The organism is Saccharopolyspora shandongensis (assembly GCF_900106995.1).
Classification (GTDB): Bacteria; Actinomycetota; Actinomycetes; order Mycobacteriales; family Pseudonocardiaceae; genus Saccharopolyspora; species Saccharopolyspora shandongensis.
Genome location: NZ_FNOK01000019.1, coordinates 41,142 through 60,268, shown reverse-complemented (window position 1 = coordinate 60,268; position 19,127 = coordinate 41,142). Strand labels below are relative to the sequence as shown.

Annotated in this window: 17 protein-coding genes; 11 read left to right on the top strand and 6 right to left on the bottom strand. The window is 71.1% G+C overall.

The window, feature by feature from the left end; translation table 11 throughout:
• Nucleotides 1–65: 65 nt before the first annotated feature.
• The gene (locus BLW84_RS21065) at nucleotides 66–1,070 is read left to right on the top strand and encodes a YeiH family protein (RefSeq protein ID WP_245761279.1); all 1,005 of its coding nucleotides are present in this window, start codon (nucleotides 66–68) and stop codon (nucleotides 1,068–1,070) included.
• 8 nt (nucleotides 1,071–1,078) lie between these two features.
• Here BLW84_RS21065 and BLW84_RS21060 read toward each other — a convergent pair whose 3' ends face one another.
• Complete coding sequence (locus BLW84_RS21060; protein ID WP_093267746.1) at nucleotides 1,079–2,497, bottom strand: amidase; 1,419 nt, start codon at nucleotides 2,495–2,497, stop codon at nucleotides 1,079–1,081.
• Nucleotides 2,497–3,474 (bottom strand): D-2-hydroxyacid dehydrogenase, encoded by a 978-nt coding sequence (locus tag BLW84_RS21055; RefSeq protein ID WP_177226607.1) that lies wholly within the window; start codon nucleotides 3,472–3,474, stop codon nucleotides 2,497–2,499. The genes BLW84_RS21060 and BLW84_RS21055 overlap by 1 nt, the downstream gene beginning before the upstream one ends.
• Before the next feature lie 259 nt (nucleotides 3,475–3,733).
• On the opposite strand from BLW84_RS21055, the gene BLW84_RS21050 reads away from it, so the two are divergent.
• The 4 genes from BLW84_RS21050 to BLW84_RS21035 all read left to right on the top strand — a co-directional run bounded on the left by BLW84_RS21050 (nucleotide 3,734) and on the right by BLW84_RS21035 (nucleotide 6,592).
• Nucleotides 3,734–4,228 carry a DUF3830 family protein gene (locus tag BLW84_RS21050; protein ID WP_093267744.1) on the top strand — a complete coding sequence of 165 codons (495 nt, stop codon included), beginning with the start codon at nucleotides 3,734–3,736 and terminating at the stop codon, nucleotides 4,226–4,228.
• Between the two features lie 11 nt (nucleotides 4,229–4,239).
• Nucleotides 4,240–4,998, top strand: coding sequence for a maleate cis-trans isomerase family protein (locus tag BLW84_RS21045; protein WP_093267742.1), 759 nt, complete (start codon nucleotides 4,240–4,242; stop codon nucleotides 4,996–4,998).
• Between the two features lie 137 nt (nucleotides 4,999–5,135).
• Nucleotides 5,136–5,885: a maleate cis-trans isomerase family protein gene (locus tag BLW84_RS21040; protein ID WP_483880105.1), complete on the top strand. Its 750-nt coding sequence runs from the start codon at nucleotides 5,136–5,138 to the stop codon at nucleotides 5,883–5,885.
• A gap of 14 nt (nucleotides 5,886–5,899) precedes the next feature.
• Complete coding sequence (locus BLW84_RS21035) at nucleotides 5,900–6,592, top strand: GntR family transcriptional regulator (RefSeq protein ID WP_093267739.1); 693 nt, start codon at nucleotides 5,900–5,902, stop codon at nucleotides 6,590–6,592.
• 83 nt (nucleotides 6,593–6,675) lie between these two features.
• On the opposite strand, the gene BLW84_RS21030 is transcribed toward BLW84_RS21035, so the two are convergent.
• A complete protein-coding gene (locus tag BLW84_RS21030) occupies nucleotides 6,676–8,157 on the bottom strand; it encodes an NAD-dependent succinate-semialdehyde dehydrogenase (protein ID WP_093267737.1) in 1,482 nt (493 codons plus the stop codon).
• 118 nt (nucleotides 8,158–8,275) lie between these two features.
• On the opposite strand from BLW84_RS21030, the gene BLW84_RS21025 reads away from it, so the two are divergent.
• Nucleotides 8,276–9,532, top strand: a complete 1,257-nt coding sequence (locus BLW84_RS21025) for an aspartate aminotransferase family protein (RefSeq protein ID WP_093267861.1) — start codon at nucleotides 8,276–8,278, stop codon at nucleotides 9,530–9,532.
• 178 nt (nucleotides 9,533–9,710) lie between these two features.
• On the top strand, nucleotides 9,711–10,853 hold the full coding sequence (locus BLW84_RS21020) for an LCP family protein (RefSeq protein ID WP_093267735.1): 1,143 nt from the start codon (nucleotides 9,711–9,713) through the stop codon (nucleotides 10,851–10,853).
• Between the two features lie 70 nt (nucleotides 10,854–10,923).
• Here BLW84_RS21020 and BLW84_RS21015 read toward each other — a convergent pair whose 3' ends face one another.
• A complete protein-coding gene (locus BLW84_RS21015; RefSeq protein WP_093267734.1) occupies nucleotides 10,924–11,799 on the bottom strand; it encodes a lysozyme in 876 nt (291 codons plus the stop codon).
• Between the two features lie 223 nt (nucleotides 11,800–12,022).
• Between BLW84_RS21015 and BLW84_RS21010 the strand changes: the two genes are divergently transcribed.
• The 4 genes from BLW84_RS21010 (at nucleotide 12,023) to BLW84_RS20995 (ending at nucleotide 16,870) form a co-directional block, all read left to right on the top strand.
• On the top strand, nucleotides 12,023–13,780 hold the full coding sequence (locus BLW84_RS21010) for an ABC-ATPase domain-containing protein (RefSeq protein WP_093267732.1): 1,758 nt from the start codon (nucleotides 12,023–12,025) through the stop codon (nucleotides 13,778–13,780).
• Between the two features lie 95 nt (nucleotides 13,781–13,875).
• On the top strand, nucleotides 13,876–14,544 hold the full coding sequence (locus tag BLW84_RS21005; RefSeq protein ID WP_425441731.1) for a phosphoribosyltransferase: 669 nt from the start codon (nucleotides 13,876–13,878) through the stop codon (nucleotides 14,542–14,544).
• Between the two features lie 55 nt (nucleotides 14,545–14,599).
• Nucleotides 14,600–15,223 carry a TetR/AcrR family transcriptional regulator gene (locus tag BLW84_RS21000; RefSeq protein WP_093267730.1) on the top strand — a complete coding sequence of 208 codons (624 nt, stop codon included), beginning with the start codon at nucleotides 14,600–14,602 and terminating at the stop codon, nucleotides 15,221–15,223.
• 84 nt (nucleotides 15,224–15,307) lie between these two features.
• Nucleotides 15,308–16,870 carry an FAD-dependent monooxygenase gene (locus BLW84_RS20995; protein ID WP_093267729.1) on the top strand — a complete coding sequence of 521 codons (1,563 nt, stop codon included), beginning with the start codon at nucleotides 15,308–15,310 and terminating at the stop codon, nucleotides 16,868–16,870.
• A gap of 76 nt (nucleotides 16,871–16,946) precedes the next feature.
• On the opposite strand, the gene BLW84_RS20990 is transcribed toward BLW84_RS20995, so the two are convergent.
• Nucleotides 16,947–18,059 (bottom strand): ABC transporter substrate-binding protein, encoded by a 1,113-nt coding sequence (locus tag BLW84_RS20990; RefSeq protein ID WP_093267728.1) that lies wholly within the window; start codon nucleotides 18,057–18,059, stop codon nucleotides 16,947–16,949.
• Between the two features lie 301 nt (nucleotides 18,060–18,360).
• Nucleotides 18,361–18,762 (bottom strand): GNAT family N-acetyltransferase, encoded by a 402-nt coding sequence (locus tag BLW84_RS20985; RefSeq protein ID WP_093267860.1) that lies wholly within the window; start codon nucleotides 18,760–18,762, stop codon nucleotides 18,361–18,363.
• Nucleotides 18,763–19,127 lie beyond the last annotated feature (365 nt).

Here is a 19,127-nt window from a genome sequence, read left to right as displayed (position 1 = left end):
TGGGCTATGACGTCCTGTGCAGATCATGGCTACTGCGCGGGTGTCCTGGTGGCGAGCCTGTACTGGTGACGAAGACATTCAGCTCGCAACAGTCCGGTGTCGGTGCGTTGTGGCCGGGGCTGTTGGTGACCGGCGCGGCGGTCGTGGTGTCGTTGGTGGTTTCGGGCCTGGTCCCGGCGGTGAGCGCGTTGACCGCTGCGGTGGTGCTGGGCATCGTGGCCGGGAACGTGCCGGGTTTTCCGGTGGCGACCCGGCCGGGCATCGCGTGGGCGACGAAGAAGCTGCTGCGCGTCGGGGTCGTGCTGCTGGGTTTGCAGCTGTCGGTTTCGCAGGTGCTGGGGCTGGGCGCGGGCACTGTGGTGGCGGTGTTGCTGATCGTGGGGCTGACGTTCCTGGGGACGTTGCTGCTCGGCCGGTTGATGGGGGTGCCGCGCGGGTTGTCGGTGCTGGTGGCGACGGGGTTCTCGATCTGCGGTGCGTCGGCGGTGGCGGCGATGGAGAGCGTCGTCGAGCGCGAGGACGAGGACGTGGCCACGAGCGTGGCGATGGTCACGGTGTTCGGGACGATCACGATGCTGGCGTTGCCGGCGGTGGCGGTCGGGATGGGGTTGTCCGCTGATGAGATCGGCCGGATCGCCGGTGGGAGCGTGCACGAGGTGGCGCAGGTGGTGGCGGCCGCGTCACCGGCCGGCGGTGCGGCGGTGGCGGTCGCGGTGGTCGTCAAGCTGAGCAGGGTGGTGCTGCTGGCGCCGATGGTGACCGCGGTCAGCCTGGTGGAGCGCCGGCGCCGCGGTGCGGCCGGCGGCGAGCGTCCGCCGGTGATGCCGTTGTTCGTGCTCGGTTTCCTGGTCGCGGTGGCGGTGCGCAGCGTGGATGTGCTGCCGGTCGAGGTGCTCGATGGTGCGAAGCAGCTGACCACCGTGCTGCTGGCGGGTGCGTTGTTCGCGCTGGGTTTCGGGGTGCGGATCAAGGCGTTGCTGCGCAACGGGCCGAAGGCCTTCGCGCTGGCGGCTTGTTCCACTCTGCTGGTGACGGCGCTGGGCTTCGCCACCATGTTGACGCTGGCGTGATCGCGGTGTCAGGGGGTGTGCGGGCGGAGCCGGGGCTGGGTCTGCTCGTAGGCGCGGGCGGCGCGGAGGACCTTGGCGTCGGCGTGGCGGGGGCCGACGATCTGCAGGCCGATCGGCAGCCCGTCGGTGGTGTTCCCGCAGGGGACGCTGATCGCCGGTTGCTGGGTCATGTTGAACGGGTAGGTGAACGGCGTCCAGCTGGTCCAGCGCGGCTGGGGGGAGCCGGGCGGCACTTCCAGGCCCGCTTCGAACGCCGGGATCGGCACGGTAGGGGTCAGCAGCAGGTCGTAGGTCTGGTGGAAGGCACCCATGCGCTGGCCCAGCAGCATCCGGGTGTTGGTGGCTTCGAGGTAGTCCTGCGCGGAGTAGGTGAGGCCTTGGCGGCAGATCTCGTGCAGCCCGGGGTCGAGCAGTTCGCGCTGTTCGGCAGTGAGGTGTTCGACGGACTTGGCGGCACCGGCGAACCACAGCACGTGGAAGTCCTCGACGGGGTCGGTGATGCCGGGGTCGACCTGCTCGACGACGGCGCCGAGCTCTTCGAAGACGCGGGCGGCGGCGGTGATCGCGCGGGCCACGTCGGGGTCGACGGGCGTGTCGAAGCCGAGGTCGAGGCTGATCGCGATGCGCAGGCCGCGGACGCCGACGTCGAGCCCGTCCAGGAAGGACGTGGTCGGTGGTTCGAGCGCGGACCAGTCGCGGCTGTCCGGTTCGGACAGCACGTCGAGCATCAGCGCGGTCTCGGTGACCGTGCCGGTCATCGGTCCGGCGTGGGCGAGGGTTCCGTAGGGGCTGGCGGGGTAGTGCGGGATCCGGCCGTAGGTGGCCTTGAGGGCGACGATGCCGCAGAACGCGGCGGGGATGCGCACGGATCCGCCGCCGTCGGTGCCGATGGCCAGGGGCGCCATGCCCAGCGCGACGGCCGCGGCGGCGCCGCCGCTGGATCCGCCGGCGGTGCGGGTGGGGTCCCACGGGTTGCGGGTGACGCCTTGCAGCGGGCTGTCGGTGACGCCCTTCCAGGCCAGTTCCGGTGTGGTGGTCTTGCCGACGAACACGGCGTTGTGCTCGCGGAGGCGGGCGACGGCGGGTGCGTCGGCGGTCCACTGCTGGTGCGGATCGATGGTTCGGGACCCGCGCAGCGTCGGCCAGTGCTCGGTGAGGAAGATGTCCTTGATCGAGGTCGGCACGCCGTCGAGCCGCCCGGCGGGTTCGCCGCGGTGCCAGCGCTTTTCGGACGCTCTGGCCTGGTCCATCGCGCGGTCGGCGTCGACCAGGCAGTAGGCGTTGACCGCCGGGTCGGCGTCGGCGATGCGGCGCAGCGCGGCCTCGGTGGCCTCCACCGGGGACAGCTCGCCCGCGGCGTAGGCGGCGAGCAGTTCGGTGGCGGTGAGGTCGGCGACCGTGCGTTCGGCCGGGTGCGTGTTCGCCATCAGTGCTCCGTTCCGCTGATGTAACCCCGTTGCTTGTCGACCACGTTGCGCAGCTGCGTGCCGTCGGTGTAGCTGCGCAGGTTCGCGAGGAACAGGTCGACGAGTTCGTCGACCCAGCCGATGGTGTCGCCGGACATGTGCGGGGAGACGAGCACGTTGGGCATCTCCCACAGCGGCGAGGTCTCCGGCAGTGGTTCGGTGTCGAAGACGTCCAGGGCCGCGCCGCCGAGCTGCCCGGCTTGCAGGGCGGCGATGAGATCGGTTTCGACGACGAGTTCGCCGCGGCCGACGTTGATCAGCCGTGCGGTGGGCCGGCAGTGGGCGAGGACCTCGGCGTCGACGAGTCCCTTGGTCTGCTCGGTCAGCGGGGCGGCGAGCACGACGTAGTCGAAGGCGCCGATGACGTGGGCGAGGTCGCTGGAGGCGTGCACGTCGCCGAAGTCGGGGTCGCCGCTGCGCCCGACGCGGCCGGTGCCGGACACGGTGAGCCCGGCGGCGGTGAGCTGGCGGGCGATGGCGCGGCCGATCGGTCCGGTGCCGACGACGAGGGCGGATTTGCCTGCGACGCGTTCGGTCACGCGGTGCTGCCACTGCTTGCGGTCCTGCAGTCGCAGCGTGGTGTGCAGGTCTTTGGCGAAGGCGAGCACGGTGGTGAGCACGTATTCCGCCATCGGGCGGTCGAAGACGCCGCGGGAGTTGGTCAGCAGCACCTCGGAGTCCTGCAGTGCGGGGAACAGCAGGCGGTCGACTCCGGCGCTGGCGGCGTGCATCCAGCGGAGGGCGTCGGAGCGGGGCCAGGCGTCGGCGATCGCATCGGAGCGGAAGTCCCAGACGAACAGCACGTCGGCGCCGGGCAGCGCGTCGGCCAGTTGGTCGGCGTCGGCGTAGCGCAACTCGGCGTGGGCTTGGATGCGGGCCATTTCCGCCGGTGGGGTCCCACCGTGGAGGACGACGACCGTGGGAGTGCGGTGGATCATGACCTGACCTTAGGTGCGGTGGGGCGTGGGGGCCGGGCAACGGTGATCGTCGGGCGCGCCGGATGAAGAGTTTGTTTCGCCTGCGCTGAACGGGAAAACCGCTTCGGCGCGAGGCATTGACACGCTATGAAGCGTTCGTAGGATTGTCAACAATCCACGGGTACCCTCGGCGACCGAGGCGATTCCCGACCACGCGCGGCGGGGCCGGGACCGGAGGAGATGAGTCAACAGTCCCCACTCCTGCGAACGGAAGATCACGATGCCCAGGTACCTGTCGATCACGCTGGAAAAGCGCGGTGTGTCCTGCGTGGCGGAGCTGCTGGACAAGGACGCCCCCCGCACCTGCGAAGCCGTGTGGCAAGCGCTGCCCCAGGTCGGGCCGGTGCACCACGCCAAGTACGCGCGCAACGAGATCTACACGATGGTGCCGCGGTTCGCGGCCGATGAACCCGGCCAGGAGAACCCGACGGTCACCCCGATCCCGGGCGACGTCGTGTACTTCTCCTTCCCCGGCGGCATGCTGGACCGCCAGTTCAAGGAGGAGAAGAACATCCACGAGCTGCCCGGCGTGATCGACCTGGCGATCTTCTACGGGCGGAACAACCTGCTGCTCAACGGCGACGTGGGTTGGGTGCCGGGCAACGTCTACGCCACCATCGTGGAGGGGCTGGACCGGATGGCCGAGGCGTGCAACGACGTCTGGCGGTCCGGCAGCGTCGGCGAGACCCTCCGCTACGACCGCTACCAGGGTTGACGGGGGGACAAATGCCGCCTGACTTCCTCGGGGCGGTATCGGGCCCGGAGCCGCAACGCGGCGTGGGAGTGATCGCCCCGTTCGACCTGGCGCTGGACCGCGAGCTGTGGCGGTGGACCCCAGCGGGCGTCTCGCTGTATTTGACGCGCACGGCGTTCGTGCCGGTGCCGGTGACCGTCGAGCAGGCCAGCCTGGTCAGCGACGAGGCCGCGGTGCACGGCGCGACTCGCGACCTGCTGGTCCCGGAGCCGGAGGTGGTCGCCTACGCGTGCACCTCCGGCAGCTTCGTGAACGGGGCGACGGGGGAGCGCGCGCTGGTGGAGGTGATGCGGCAGGCCGGTGCGCCGGCCGCGGTCACCGCCTCCGGCGCGCTGGTGCAGGCCCTGCAGATGCTGGGCGCCGGCCGGATCTCGATCGCCACGCCGTACGTGGAGAGCGTGACCGAGCGGTTGCACGGCTTCCTCGACGAGCACGGCATCGAGGTGGTCACCAGCGTCGGCCTGGGACTGCTCGGCCAGATCTGGAAGGTCAACTACCGGCAGGTGGTGGACATCGTGCGCTCGGCCGACCGGCCGGAGGCCGAGGCGATGTTCATCAGCTGCACCAACCTGCCGACCTACGACATCATCGGGCCGCTGGAGCAGGAACTGGGCAAGCCGGTGCTGACGGCCAACCAGGTCACGATCTGGGCGGCGCTGCGCGAGATGGGGCTGCAGGCGGTGGCCCCGGAACAGCGGCTGATGCAGGTGGTGGACGCGCCGGCCGCGTGACGATCGCATCAAGAACGGGTTAGCCGCTGCGGACCCTGCGGTAACATTGTCAACAATCGACCGGTTGTGCGGTGTTGGCGTCGACGGATCCGCAGCGGTGGTGTCGGAAACGATGTCGACTAAGGATGGAGCTACCGGTGCCGTTCACCGCAGGAATTCTCTACCCCGGCTACAGCGCCGAGGACGACTACCCGGCGCTCGAAGGGCTGCTCGGCGGTGATGTCCGGCTGCCCCTGGTGCACACCTTGATGCGCGAGGACGCGCATCGGGTGGACGCGCTGCTGGACATCGGCTCGGACGACGTGCTCGCCGAGGGTGCGCGGCAGTTGCTGGAGCACGGTGTGCAGTCGGTGATCTGGGCGTGCACCAGCGGCAGTTTCGTCTTCGGCCCGCAGGGCGCGCGGGAGCAGGTGGAGAAGCTGCAGGCGGTCACCGGGCTGCCGACGTCCAGCACGTCGTTCGCGTTCGTGCACGCCGCGGCGGCCCTGGGGCTGCGGCGGGTGGCGGTGGCCGCGACCTACCCCGACGACGTGGCCACCAGGTTCGTCGAGTTCCTGCAGGCCGCGGGGCTGGAGGTGGTGAGGTTGTCCAGCCGGGGCATCATCACCGCCGCCGAGGTGGGCACGCTCGGCCGCGACGCGGTGCTGGAGTTCGCGGCGGCCAACGACGACGACCGGGCCGATGCGCTGCTGATGCCGGACACCGCGCTGCACACCGCGGCGTGGCTGGGTGAGCTGGATGACCGGCTCGGCAAACCGGTGCTCACCGCCAACCAGGTCAGCGCCTGGGAGGCGCTGCGACTGGCCGGTGATCGCGCGGCGCGCGACGGATTGGGAACGCTGTTCCGCGAGGGAACAGGAGGGGAGCGCGATGCCTCCCCGGAATGAGGAGATGGTGTCAGGTGCTCGGGACCGACGAGCAGAACCAGCAGCCGGGTGAGTTAGAGCCGGTGCAGCGCAAGTCGACCGCGGCGATCGTGGCCGACCAGCTGCGGGCGGCGATCATGTACGGGTCGCTGCCGCCCGGAAGCCAGCTCGGCGAAGCCGAACTCGCCGCCCGGCTGGGTGTCAGCCGGGGGCCGCTGCGGGAGGCCATGCAGCGGCTGGTCGCCGAAGGGCTGCTGCGCAGCGAACCGCACCGCGGGCTTTTCGTGATGACGCTGGACGCCGAGGACGTCCACGACATCTACCTGGCCCGGCTGGCGGTGGAGCGCGCCGCGTGCGAGCAGATCGTCCGCCACCACCGGGTGGAGGCGGTGGCGGAGCTGACCGCGGCGCAGAGCCGGATGGTGGCCGCGGCGGGCAAGGGCGACTCGATCGAGCTGGCCGACGCCGACCAGGAGTTCCACGAGACGCTGGTGCGGGTGTCGGGCAGCCCGCGGCTGCAGCGGATGGCGCAGACGCTGCTGGTGGAGAAGCGGATGTGCCTGACGGCGCTGCAGGACAAGTACCACGCGGACGTGCAGGCGCTGGTCGACGAGCACAAGGGGCTCGTCGACGCGATCGAGTCGGGCGACGAGCAGCTGCTGCTGGAGCGGCTGACGGCGCACATGACCGACGCGCTGGAGCGCCTCAACGGCTCCATGGTGAACTGAGGTACCTGATGCGGGGCGGGGTTCCCTCCACAGTGGAGGGAACCCCGCCCCGCTAAGCAGGCCGTGCCGCGAATCTGTTGTTGTCAGAGGCCGCCGACGGCGACGTACTTGGTCTCCAGGAACTCGTCGATGCCGAACTTGCCGCCTTCGCGGCCGAGTCCGGAGTGCTTCACGCCGCCGAAGGGCGCCGCCGGGTTGGACACGATGCCCTGGTTGAGGCCCACCATGCCGCTCTCCAGCGCCTCCGACACCCGCAGGCCGCGCTGCAGATCGCGGGTGTAGAGGTAGCTGACCAGCCCGTACTCGGTGTCGTTGGCCTGGGCGATGACGGCCTGCTCGTCGGTGAAGGTGGTGATCGGCGCGACCGGCCCGAAGATCTCCTCCCGGCCCATCCGGGCCTCCAGTGGCACGTTCGTGAGCACGGTCGGCTGGTAGAAGTAGCCCTCGCCGTCGCGGCCGGCGCCGCCGGTGACGACGTCCGCGCCGAGCCGCACCGCGTCGGCGACCAGCTCGGTGACCTTGCCCAGCTGGGCGTCGTCGATCAGGGGGCCCACCTGGATCTCGTCGGTGACTCCGCGGCCGACCCGCAGGCCGCTCATCCGCTCGGCCAGCCGCCGGGAGAACTCCTCGGCGACGTCGGCGTGCACGTAGAACCGGTTGGCCGCCGTGCAGGCCTCGCCGATGTTGCGCATCTTGGCCAGCATCGCGCCGTCGACCGCGGCATCCAGGTCGGCGTCGTCGAACACGATGAACGGCGCGTTGCCGCCCAGCTCCAGCGACACCTTGAGCACCTGGTCGGCGGACTGCTCGATGAGCTTGCGGCCCACCGCGGTGGATCCGGTGAACGACAGCTTGCGGGCGCGGCCGTCGCGGATCATCGGTTCCATCAGCTTGCCCGCGCTGCGCGAGGTGACCACGTTGAGGACGCCGTCGGGCAGCCCGGCCTCGATGAGGATCTCGGCCAGCGCCAGCATCGACAGCGGCGTCTGGTGCGCCGGCTTGATCACCGTGGTGCAGCCCGCGGCGATGGCCGGGCCGATCTTGCGGGTGCCCATCGCCATCGGGAAGTTCCACGGCGTGATCAGCAGCGCCGGGCCGACGGGCTGGCGCATCACCAGGAACCGGCCGCTGCCGTTGGGCGCCACCGCGTAGTCGCCGCCGATGCGCACGGCCTCCTCGGAGAACCAGCGGAAGAACTCCGCCGCATAGGTGACCTCGGCGCGCGACTCGGTCAGCGGCTTGCCCATCTCCAGCGTCATCAGCAGCGCGAGGTCCTCGTGCCGCTGCATGATCAGCTCGAAGGCGCGCCGCAGGATCTCGCCGCGCTCGCGAGGCGGGTGCTTGGCCCACTGCGGCTGGGCATCGGCCGCGGCCGCCAGCGCCGCCAGCCCTTCGCGCGGGGAGGCGTCGGCGACCGAGCACAGCGCACGGCCGGTGGAGGGATCGTCGACCTCGAAGCTGCGGTCTCCTTCGGCATCGCGCCATTTGCCGCCGATGAGCAGTTGCTTGGGCGCGGCGTCGACGACGGCGGCCTCTCGGGGGTGCTGTTCGGTTGAGATCGTCATGGCAACGGCGAACCCTTCTGCCTCGGGTGGTGGACAGCGACGCTCGGTGATGGTTGCATGTCAGCGGAGATTGTCAACAATCCTACATTTTGCATGTCACGAACCCTTGGAGTCGATCATGGCTGAGCTCTCGCCGGTGCTGAAGCAGGCCACGCCGGTCCTGGCCGCCCGCGGGGAAGGGGTCTACCTCTACGACGAGCAGGATCGCCGGTACCTGGACTTCACCGCCGGGATCGGGGTCACCAGCACGGGCCACTGCCACCCGCGCGTGGTCGAGGCCGCCCAGCGCCAGGTGGGTACCCTCATTCACGGCCAGTACACGACCGTCATGCACCGGCCTCTGCTGCGGCTGACCGAACGGCTCGGCGAGGTGCTCCCGGCCGGTCTGGACCGGCTGTTCTACGTCAACTCCGGCAGCGAAGCGGTGGAGGCCGCGGTCCGGCTGGCCCGTCAGGCCACCGGACGGCAGAACATCGTCGCCTTCCAAGGTGGCTTCCACGGGCGCACGATGGGCGCCGGCGCGCTCACCAGCTCCGGGGTGAAGGTGCGGGCCGGGATCGGCCCGATGATGCCCGGCGTCGTGTTCACCCCGTTCCCCGAGGCCTACCGGCACCGCTGCAGCGAGGCCGACGCGGTGCGCTTCGCGCTAGCCGAGTTCGACCAGCTGCTGGTCACCGTCAGCTCGCCGCGCGACACCGCCGCGATCATCATCGAACCGGTGCTCGGCGAAGGCGGCTACATCCCCGCGCCGCCGGAGTTCCTCGCCGGCCTGCGGGAACGCGCCGACCGGCACGGCATCCTGCTGATCGTCGACGAGGTGCAGACCGGCGTCGGGCGTACCGGCCGGTTCTGGGGCCACGACCACGCCGGCATCCGTCCCGATATCCTGATCACCGCCAAGGGCCTGGCCAGCGGCTTCCCGCTGTCGGCCATCGCCGCGCCGGAGGCGCTGATGGGCCAGGCCTGGCCGGGCTCGCAGGGCGGCACCTACGGCGGCAACGCGGTGTCGGCCGCGGCGGCGCTGGCCACCCTCGACGTGGTGCGGGACGAGGGGCTCGTCGACAACGCCGCCGAACAGGGTGCCCGGCTGCAGGAGGGTCTACGCAAGGTCGCCGCCGAGCACCCGGTGATCGGCGACGTGCGCGGGCTCGGCCTGATGGTGGGCAACGAGTTCAGCACCCCCGAGGGCGTGCCGGACACCGAGACGGCCACCCGTGTGCACCAGGCCGCCGCCCGGCGCGGGCTGCTGCTGCTGACCTGCGGACCGCACGGCAACGTGGTGCGGATGATCCCGCCGCTGATCGTCACCGCCGAACAGGTCGACGACGCCGTCGGGCTGTGGGCGGAAGCGGTGCGCGACGCCGTCAACGGCTGACCACCACGGCCGTGGTGGCGGGCTGTGAGGTCGCACTCACGCCCGCCACCAGCCGAAACGGGTGGTCTCCGATCACCGTTCGGTAGCGGTGGGTGATTCCCCGGCGGTCGTCTGCGATGCTTCACGCCAAACCCGGCGCGTGCGGGGCGCGCCGGATCGAACCGACGCAGGTGTGTGCATGAGCGACTGGTCGGCGGGACAACCGCCGAGGAGCCGGAGACCGCAAGGCGGCGGCGAGAGGTACGACTACTACCGGGGCGCTCCGAGCGGGCCGCCACCCGGACGGCGTCCGCCGCCCCCTCCGCCTCATCAAGGCCCTCGGCGGCCGGTGGACGACGAACCGCCACCGCTGCCGCCGCGGCGCAAGCAGAAGCGGTGGGGCCGGCGCATCGGCATCACCCTGGTCGTGCTGGTGCTGCTGCTGGGCGGCCTCGTGATCTACTTCGACAGCATGCTGCAGCGCACCGACGCGCTGTCGTTCAGCGGGCAGGCCCCGGACTCGTCCGGCTCCAACTGGCTGCTGGTCGGCTCCGACAGCCGTGAAGGCCTCGACGACGCGCAGCGCGAAGAGCTGTCGGCCGGCGACGCCGGCGGCCAGCGCACCGACAGCGTGATGCTGGTGCACATCCCCGGCGGCGGTGGTCAGCCGGCGCTGATCAGCCTGCCCCGCGACTCGTACGTGGAGATCCCGGGTCACGGGAAGACCAAGCTCAACGCGGCGTTCTCCTTCGGCGGCCCGCAACTGCTGGCGGAGACCGTCGAGAAGGCCACCGGCGTGCACATCGACCACTACGCGGAGATCGGCTTCGGCGGGTTCGCCGACCTGGTCAACGCCGTCGGCGGGGTCGACATCTGCCTGGACAAGCCGATGGACGACGAAATGGCGAACGCGCACCTGCCGGCCGGCTGCCAGGAGCTGGACGGCCCGCAGGCTCTGGCCTTCGTGCGGGCGCGCTACTCGCTCAAGGGTGGTGACCTGGAGCGGGCGGAGAACCAGCGCAAGCTGCTGGGCGCCCTGGTCAACAAGGCGACCAGCCCGTCGACGCTGCTCAACCCGTTCCGGCTGTTCCCGCTGGCCTCCAGCGCGAGCAAGACGTTCGTGGTCAACGACGGCGACCACCTGTGGCACCTGGCCTCGCTGGGCCTGGCGATGGGCGACATCAGCGGCGGCGATGGTGTGACCACCAGCGCGCCGTTCGGGCGCTTCGGCAAGGACTCCAACGGCGGCTCCGTCGTCGTCTGGGACTCCAAGGCCGCCAGTCGCATGTTCGACGCGATCGCCAACGACCAGCCCATCCCGCCGGACCTGCTGAACAAGTAGACCGCGCGACCAACGATGCGGGCCGCCCCGGAAGCTCCGGGGCGGCCCGCATCGCCGTTGGGAGGGACGGTCAGGAGATGAATCGCTTGAGCTGCTTGTTGTTGCCGTTGAAGGTGTCCTGCCCACCGGGGAAGGTGCCCTTGTCGTTGTGCTGCCAGATGGTCTGGTAATCCCAGCCAGCCGGCAGCGCGCCGAGGTCGGTGCCGTAACGGGCGACCCACAGCGGGTTGTTCGGAGCGAAGTCCGGATTGGACGCGGTGCAGCGGTTCCACCAGTTGGTCGTGGTGTAGATGACCGGGAAGCGCCCCGTCCGGGCGTGGTAGGTGTTGCTGAAGTCGGCGATCCACCGCGACATCGCGGCCGGGTCCAGGCCGTAGCAGGCCTCGCCGTAGGGGTTGTACTCGATGTCCAGCGCCCCGGGCAGGGTGCGACCGTCGTGGCGCCAGCCGCCGCCGTTGTCGACGAAGAAGTTGGCCTGGTCGCGGCCGGCGGAGCGATCCGGCAGCCCGAAGTGGTAGGAGCCGCGGATCATGCCGACGTCGTGGGAGCCGTCGTACTGCTGTCCGAATCGGGCGTTGCGGAAGCCGGTGCCCTCGGTGGCCTTGACGTAGGCGAACCGGGCGCCGTCGGCCCAGGCCCGCGGCCAGTCGACGTCACCCTGATGGCCGCTGACGTCCATTCCGGACACCGCGCCGGCCGGGAGGTAGCGCGCTTGGGCGTCCCTGCCGCCTGGCACGCTGTAGCCCGCCCAGGCGCCATTGGGATCTTCCGGGTTCAGCCGCGGGGCGGCGCGCGACTGTTCGGCGTTGGCCGTGCCGCCGGCCAGCGCGGCCGTCGCGATCACCGCCGCGAGCAGCGCTGCGGTCCTACGTGGACGGCGGGAAACGTTGCGGGCCGGGCGTCGCCGTTGACGGCTGCCGACCGGGCCGCGGAATTTGCGGAGCATGCACTCGCCTCCTCACCAGCAAAGGCATCGTCGTCGAGTGGGACCGGGGGTGCGGATCTTGCGCGTTGGGAGAATAACCCGCACATTGCGGGCCCGCTCAGGTCCGCCACGGCGTTTCGCCGGTTTTGCCCCATGTGGACACGAGCTGTCCACTGTGGTGGTACCCGGCGTGATCCACGTCTCCCGATTGGAGAATCGGCGTCGCGTCCGGTAGGTCTCGGGCATGGCACAGCGAACGGGTGGTCCCGGAGCGGGGCGGTACAGGGGCCGGCGGCCGGGCGATCACCGGCGCGACGAGCGGCCCCGCGGTGATCGCGGTGACGAGCAAGCGCTGCGGCAGGAGCTGCACGCCATGCACGGCGCGAGCTACGGCCGCTACAAGTCCTTGGGTGGCTGCTGGTCCTTCGGCGGATTCACCCTTGAGGTCCAGCGCGTGCAGCCGGACCCGTTCGCCCCGGCCAGCCGCTGCGAGGTCCGGATCGACCCGGAGGTCGCGGGCTTCCCCGAGCAGCTGTGGTCGACGCCGGTTCGCGCGCGGGCGCTGGCCGGATACCTGGTGCGGGCGGTGTACCGCAGGCTCCGCGACAGCCGGTTGCGGGTCGACGCCGGCCGGCAGGAGGTGCTGGACCGCAGCGCCTGCCAGATCGCCGGGGGAGAGGTGGTGCTGCGCCTGGGCATCGACCTGCCGGGACGCGGCCGGACCATCGACGGCAGGCAGGCGGAGCAGGCGCTGTGCGACGAGCTGCCCGACGCGGTGGAGGCCGCGCTGCGCTGGGCCACGGCCGATCAACGGCGGCTGCGTGAGTTCGTGGACTCCATTGAGGACACCGACGCGCTGCGGCGGATGCTGCCGGACCTGGGCCTGGTGGCGTTCGTCGCCGACGGCGCGATGCTGCCCCGGCTCAGCGGCGTCGACGAGCGGCCGCTGACCGACGGGGTGCCGTTCGCCTCGCCGGAGTCGCTGAGCGTCGAGGTCGAGCTGCCCAACCGGGGCCGGGTGCGCGGCATGGGGGTGCCCGAGGGGATCACCCTGATCGTCGGCGGCGGGTTCCACGGCAAGTCGACGCTGCTGCGCGCGCTGGAATTTGGCGTCTACGACCACGTTCCCGGCGACGGACGGGAACTGGTGGTGTGCCGCGAGGACACCGTCAAGGTGCGCGCCGAGGACGGGCGGCGGGTGCACCGGGTGGACGTCAGCCCGTTCGTCGGGCACCTGCCCACCGGCGCCGACACCACCGACTTCTCCACCGACAACGCCTCCGGCTCGACCTCGCAGGCCGCCGCGATCGTGGAGGCTGTGGAGGCCGGGGCGAAGGTGCTGCTGGTCGACGAGGACACCGCGGCGACGAACCTGATGATCCGCGACGCCCGGATGCAGGCGCTCGTCGCCAAGGAGTCCGAGCCGCTGACGCCGTTCGTCGACCTGATCCGGCCGCTGCACGCCGCGCACGGGGTGTCGACGGTGCTGGTGATGGGCGGCTCCGGGGACTACATGGACGTGGCCGACCAGGTGCTGATGCTCGACGCCTACCATGCGCGCGACGTCACCGGGCGCGCCCGGCAGTTGGCCGCCGCGCCCACCGGCCGCCGTTCGGAGGCCGAGGCGTTCCCGCAGGTCCGGCACCGCGTCGTGGACCCGCGCTCGATCCCCACCGAACGGCCGAAGGTCCGCGCCCGCGGAGTGGACGCGTTGACGCTGGGCGAATCCACTGTGGAGCTGCGCGGCGTGGAGCAGGTCGTCGACCCTGCGCAGGTCACTGGGATCGGGCTGGCGCTGGTCAGCTGCGCGCGGCGGGGCGTGCTCGACGGCGCCCGCACCGTTGCGGAGGTGCTCGACGCCTTCGACGCGGACGTCGCCGAGCGAGGCGTCCTGGCCGTCGACGAGCGCTACGTGGGCGATTTCGCCGTGCCGCGGCGCTTTGAGCTGGCGGCCGCGCTGAACCGGCTCCGGGTGCTGAGGGTGGCCGGTTTTCGCACGTGAGGAGGTTTGCCCGGCGGCGGCGGACGGGCATCATCGAGGCGAGTGGTTTTCCCGATGTGCTGCCGTGCGCACGCGCGGCGGACGGGAGGCGAGCGATGCCTCGCATGGGTTTCCCGGAACGAACCACCACCGGTTATGCCGACCGCCGGCACGCCGGGCGGGTCCTGGCCCAGCGGATGACCGGGCTGGACCTGGTCGATCCCGTGGTCCTCGGGCTGGCCAGGGGAGGGGTGCCGGTGGCCGCCGAGGTGGCCCGGATGCTGCAGGCGCCGCTGCGGGTCTGCGTGGCGCGCAAGATCGGCGCGCCGAGCCAGCCGGAACTGGCCGTCGGCGCCGTGACCGCCGACGGGCCGCCGAGCTACGACCAGCAGCTGGTGCGCTCGTTCCACCTCGACGAGCGGACCCTGCAAGCGGCCTGCGAGCGGGAGCGGGCCGAGGCGCGGCGCCGGGAGCGGCTGTTCCAGCGCGGCGAGCCGCTGCCGCTGGCCGGGCGTGACGTGGTGCTGGTCGACGACGGTCTGGCCACCGGGGCCACTGCGCGCGCGGCGGTGCGGATGCTGCGCGGGTCGGCACCGCGCAGCGTTGTGCTGGCCGTGCCGGTGGGGGCGCCGGACGCGGTCGCCGCGCTGCGTGCGGAAGCCGATGTGGTGGTGTGCGTGCTGCAGCCGGTCGGCTTCGCCGCGGTGGGGCAGTGGTACCGAGACTTCAACGCCACCACGGACGAGGAGATCTTCGAGATCCTGCAGGACCTAGACCAACCGTAAATCTTGCCAAGATGGCAATATTGCAAATCTGGCAAGATTTGCTACGGTGGTCGACATGACCGCCGAAGACGACGCCCGCATCGGGCTGCGGGAGCGCAAGAAGCGCCAGACACGCCTCGCGTTGAGCCGGGAGGCGATCCGCCTGACCGTCGAACGCGGATGGCAGGACGTCACGGTGGACGACATCGCCGCGGCCGCCGACGTCTCCCCACGAACCTTCCGGAACTACTTCGCCGGCAAGGCCGAGGCCATCGCCGCCAGCCACCTCGAACGCGCCCTGCGGATCGCCGAGGAGCTGCGCGCGCGACCGGCCGACGAACCGTTGTGGGACGCCATCGGCAACGCGGTGCAGGCGCAGTTCGCGCCGGCACCGGACGACCGGCAGCCTCGCGACGAGGGCTGGATCGACGGCCTGCGGCTCATGCTCGCCGAACCCGCGGTGCAGGGCGAAGTCCTCAAGGCGAACGCGATCGCGCAGGACGAGCTGGCGAAGGCCATCGCCGAACGAACCGGCACCGACGTGACGCACGACCTGTACCCGCAACTGGTCGCCGCCGTGGTCGGCGCGGGCAGCGCCACGGCCGTGACGCACTGGCTGCGCGAAGACCCGCACGGCTCTGCTCTGCCGCTGCTGCGCCAGGCGTTCGCCCGGATCGCGGCGGGCCTTCCGACTCCCTGAAACCCGACCGAATCGCCCGGCGCGGTCGCGGCCGGGCGATTCGCCCTGCCCTCTTCCTTTTCGAACGAACGGAGTAAAACCCCGATGATCGCCGATGTCCTCATCGCCGGCGGTGGCCCGAACGGGCTCATGCTGGCCTGCGAGCTGGGCCTGGCCGGGCTGCGGCCGATCGTGCTGGAACGCCTGACCGAGCCCGGCGACGAACCCAAGGCCAACGGCCTCGTCGGCCAGGTCGTGAAGATGGTCGACCGCCGAGGACTGCACGACCAGCTCAGCGGCGGGCCGCGACCACCGCGGCCGAACTCCGCCTACTTCATGTTCGCCGGGATGAGCCTGAACCTGGGCCTGCTGGCGGACAGCCCCGTCTACAACCTGCCCGTGCCGCAGCGCCGCATCGTGGAAGTCCTGGCGCAGCGGGCCGCCGAGCTCGGAGCCGACATCCGCCGGGGACACGAGGTCACCGACCTGTCGCAGGACGACGACGCGGTCGAGGTGGAGGTCACGGGCCCGGACGGGCCGTACCGGCTGCGGGCCCGGCACCTGGTCGGCGCGGACGGCGCCCACAGCGGCATCCGCAAGCGCGCCGGTATCGGATTCCCCGGCGTCAGCTACGACCGGACGACGAACCGGACGGCCAACGCCACCGTTCCCGCGGACTGGGTGGACCCCACGACCGGCGCGCTGAACGTGCCCGGCATCGGCGCGATCCTGCCGTTCCTGCCGCACCGCACCGAGCGCGGCGGCTTCGGGTACGCGCCGTTGCCGGGGCAGGACCCGCTGATCAGCACCATCGAGTGGGACGAGCCGGAGACCGAGGCGCAGATGACCCTCGACGAGTTGCGGGAGAGCGCCCGCCGGGTCCTGGGCGTCGACGTGCCGCTCGGCCCGCCCACCGGCGCCGGGCCGCACGTGCTGCGACGCCGCAGCGGCGGCAATACCCGCGTGGCCGAACGGTTCCGGGACCGACGGGTGTTCCTCCTCGGCGACGCCGCGCACGTCTACACCGCGGGCGGCGGTCCCGGCCTCAACCTCGGCCTGCAGGACGCGATCAACCTCGGCTGGAAACTCGCCGCCGAGCTGCGCGGCGACGCCCCGCCCGGGCTGCTGGACAGCTACGAGGCGGAACGCGGCCAGGCAGCCAGGCGCATGAACACCTACGCCCAGGCGCAGTCCGCGCTGATCGCCCCGGGCAGCGACGTCACCGCGCTGCGCGAGCTGTTCACCGAGCTGCTCGACGACCCCGGCACGATCCAGCGCATCGCGGACCTCACCGCGGGCTCCGACGTCCGCTACGACATGGGAGCCGCCGGCGCGCATCCGCGCACCGGCCGGTGCGCCCCGGAATTCGAGCTGCACACCGAAACCGGGCCGGTGCGGTTGGCGGAGCTGACCCGCAGCGCGCGACCGCTGCTGATCGACCTGACCGACGACGGATCGCCGGGTGCGCTCGCCGGGCGCACCGACCAGGTGGACGTGGTCCGCGGGCGGATCGTCGGGGCCGATATCGGTGCCACCGCCCTGCTCCTCCGGCCGGACTGCTACGTGGCGTGGGCATCGGCATCGTCCAGCCCGGATGCCGCCGAGCTGGACGCGCTCCAGGCGGCGGCCGAGAGGTGGTTCGGCGTTCCCGCGACCGCCCGTGCCTGACCGGGGCTACTCACAGTCCACTGTGGTCCGACTGGTGAGTGGACGTCCTCGAGTTCGGACGGATGTGCCTGCTGGCTCAGCCGGTGTGAAGGATCCGAAGGCGATCGGGTCCCCCCAGATCTCGATCAACGACCTGGATCGGTGCCCAGGCCCATTGCCACACGCTGATGCCTGGCGTGCGGGAGAACCGGATCTGCCCGCGGGTGCCGTCGACTGCAACGTGTGGCCAGGATTCCGCGATGCGAGCCCGGTCGGGGCCGTGAGAACGCAGGGCATCGGCGAGGACGGCGACCGTGTCGTAGCCCTCGAAGGCGACGAAGGAGGGCGCTTCACCCAGCCGCTCCCGGAGGGCCGCCTCGACCCGTGCACCGAGCGGGCTGAGGCGCTCGGGCAGGTAGCGCAAGAACGGGATCGCGGCGCCGTCGTCGCCCAGCAACGCCGCCCATTCGGCGAACTCCGGTTGCCCTGCCGGAGCACCGATCATGACCCCGGCGAGACGCTGGTCGCTGCGGACGGACTTGACGATCGACACCGCCGGCTCCGGGTTGCCGACCAGAAGGAGGAGGGCTGTCGCGCGATTGTCGACGAGTTCGTCGCACACGGCCGTGGGAGCGAGCGCGCGCATGTCGAGTTCGACGACGGTGCCACCGAGTGGAGCGAGGTGGTCCCGCAGAACGCGGGCCCCAGATGCCCAGTAGACACTCGGCTCGGCTGCTACGGCGATTCGACTGTGGCCCGCGTTGAGGAGGAAGTCCGCGTAGATCTGCCAGCCAACGGACTGCGCCGGAGCGATGCGCGCGACCCATTCCGTTGGCTGTTCGGTGAGCACGTCGAGCACCGCTGACGAGCAGAGGAACGGCACGCCAAGGGCGTCGGCTCTGGTGGCAGCGGCGCGAGCGACGACGCTGTGGTACTCCCCGGTCAGGGCGGCCACGCCCAGGCCGGCCAGTTCATCTACGGCCGCTGCGGCCTTCTGCGGATCGGCCGCGGTGTCTCGGACCACCAGCTCGAGTGGCCTTCCGGCGATCCCGCCGGCGTCGTTGACTTCGCGAGCGGCCAGTTCGAGTCCGGCGAGCAGGTGTCGGCCCGCCTCGACCCAGCCGGGCCGGGTCAGCGGGACGAGAGTGCCGATCTGGACGGACGATCCGTCGGTCCGCTCCGCGCCGGCTGGCGGTGGTGGTGTGTACATGCGTTGGTGTCTCCCGTGCGACGACTTCGTTGTAGTTTGCCCGAATCGCAGAGTGGTCGGTGTAGTGGTCGACGGTGCCGCGTCCGGCGGTGTCCTTTGTGGTCAGTGGTGGGCCGGGGTGCGGTTCGTGGCTGCGGGATGCCTGCCGGTGCGGCGCGGGCCTCCGGTCAGTGCGGCTCCGAACCAGTTGGGGGAGGCGTAGCCGGGGCCGCTGGCGAGCCCGCCCAGCCACGCTCCGGCGGCGGCACCGAGGCAGAACGCGGCGATGTTGGTGGCGGAGACGAGCGGCGCCAGCGGCGCGTCAGCGATCTGCCAGGAGGATCAGGCCCGCGTCGGTGGGGCGGAAGCCGCAGGCGTCGAAGTAGAAGCCGCGCAGGTGCGGCTCGAAGTCGACGTGCAACCAGGTGCAGCCCGCGCGCCGCGCAGACTGTGCCGCGCGCCGCACGAGTTCCGTTCCGACGCCGCGGTGCTGATGGTCGGGGCGGACCTTGGTGTCGAGCAGGAAGGCGTGGTCGCCGCCGTCCCACGCAATGTTGACGAAGCCGATCAGCGCGCCGCCGGGCAGTCGCGCGGTCACCCAGCCCAGGCTGTGCGCGCGCACCCTTTCCCACCAGCCGGGCTCGGCAGTGCCGCCGTGGGAGAGGGTCAGGGACACGAGTTCGTCGTCGGAGGCCTCGGCCCGCCACCGGTAGTCGATCTCCACCACCCGATGGTCCCAGTCTCCCGCCGGGGAGGAAATCGCTTTTCCGGCACGGGTATCCACCTTGCCACAACATTGAGTTTGATATTTCTCATGATTTCAGTGTTGATCAAAATCAATCCTCCTGACCAACCTGCACCAACCGAGGCCACGACGCGATAGCCTCGCGGCACTTACTCCTGCGCTGCGGAGAACCGGGAAACGGGTGGACTTGCGCCACCGGTCGGGGGGCTTCTGGCGCGTCGGGGTGGAGCTAGGTGTCCGTCTCGGGTTGATTGGTTCGTTATGACTGCCGCTGGACATTCCGACAGCACGCCGACGCAGGCGGGTAGGCACACGCCACCTCGGCGGTCGGGGACGAGACGGAG

Coding starts and splice junctions, on each gene's coding strand:
- BLW84_RS21060 (WP_093267746.1), bottom strand. CDS start 2,497: ATGGCGAACACGCACCCGGCCGAACGCACGGTCGCCGACCTCACCGCC.
- BLW84_RS21055 (WP_177226607.1), bottom strand. CDS start 3,474: ATGATCCACCGCACTCCCACGGTCGTCGTCCTCCACGGTGGGACCCCA.
- BLW84_RS21050 (WP_093267744.1), top strand. CDS start 3,734: ATGCCCAGGTACCTGTCGATCACGCTGGAAAAGCGCGGTGTGTCCTGC.
- BLW84_RS21045 (WP_093267742.1), top strand. CDS start 4,240: ATGCCGCCTGACTTCCTCGGGGCGGTATCGGGCCCGGAGCCGCAACGC.
- BLW84_RS21030 (WP_093267737.1), bottom strand. CDS start 8,157: ATGACGATCTCAACCGAACAGCACCCCCGAGAGGCCGCCGTCGTCGAC.
- BLW84_RS21025 (WP_093267861.1), top strand. CDS start 8,276: ATGGCTGAGCTCTCGCCGGTGCTGAAGCAGGCCACGCCGGTCCTGGCC.
- BLW84_RS21020 (WP_093267735.1), top strand. CDS start 9,711: ATGAGCGACTGGTCGGCGGGACAACCGCCGAGGAGCCGGAGACCGCAA.
- BLW84_RS21015 (WP_093267734.1), bottom strand. CDS start 11,799: ATGCTCCGCAAATTCCGCGGCCCGGTCGGCAGCCGTCAACGGCGACGC.
- BLW84_RS21010 (WP_093267732.1), top strand. CDS start 12,023: ATGGCACAGCGAACGGGTGGTCCCGGAGCGGGGCGGTACAGGGGCCGG.
- BLW84_RS21005 (WP_425441731.1), top strand. CDS start 13,876: ATGCCTCGCATGGGTTTCCCGGAACGAACCACCACCGGTTATGCCGAC.
- BLW84_RS21000 (WP_093267730.1), top strand. CDS start 14,600: ATGACCGCCGAAGACGACGCCCGCATCGGGCTGCGGGAGCGCAAGAAG.
- BLW84_RS20995 (WP_093267729.1), top strand. CDS start 15,308: ATGATCGCCGATGTCCTCATCGCCGGCGGTGGCCCGAACGGGCTCATG.
- BLW84_RS20990 (WP_093267728.1), bottom strand. CDS start 18,059: ATGTACACACCACCACCGCCAGCCGGCGCGGAGCGGACCGACGGATCG.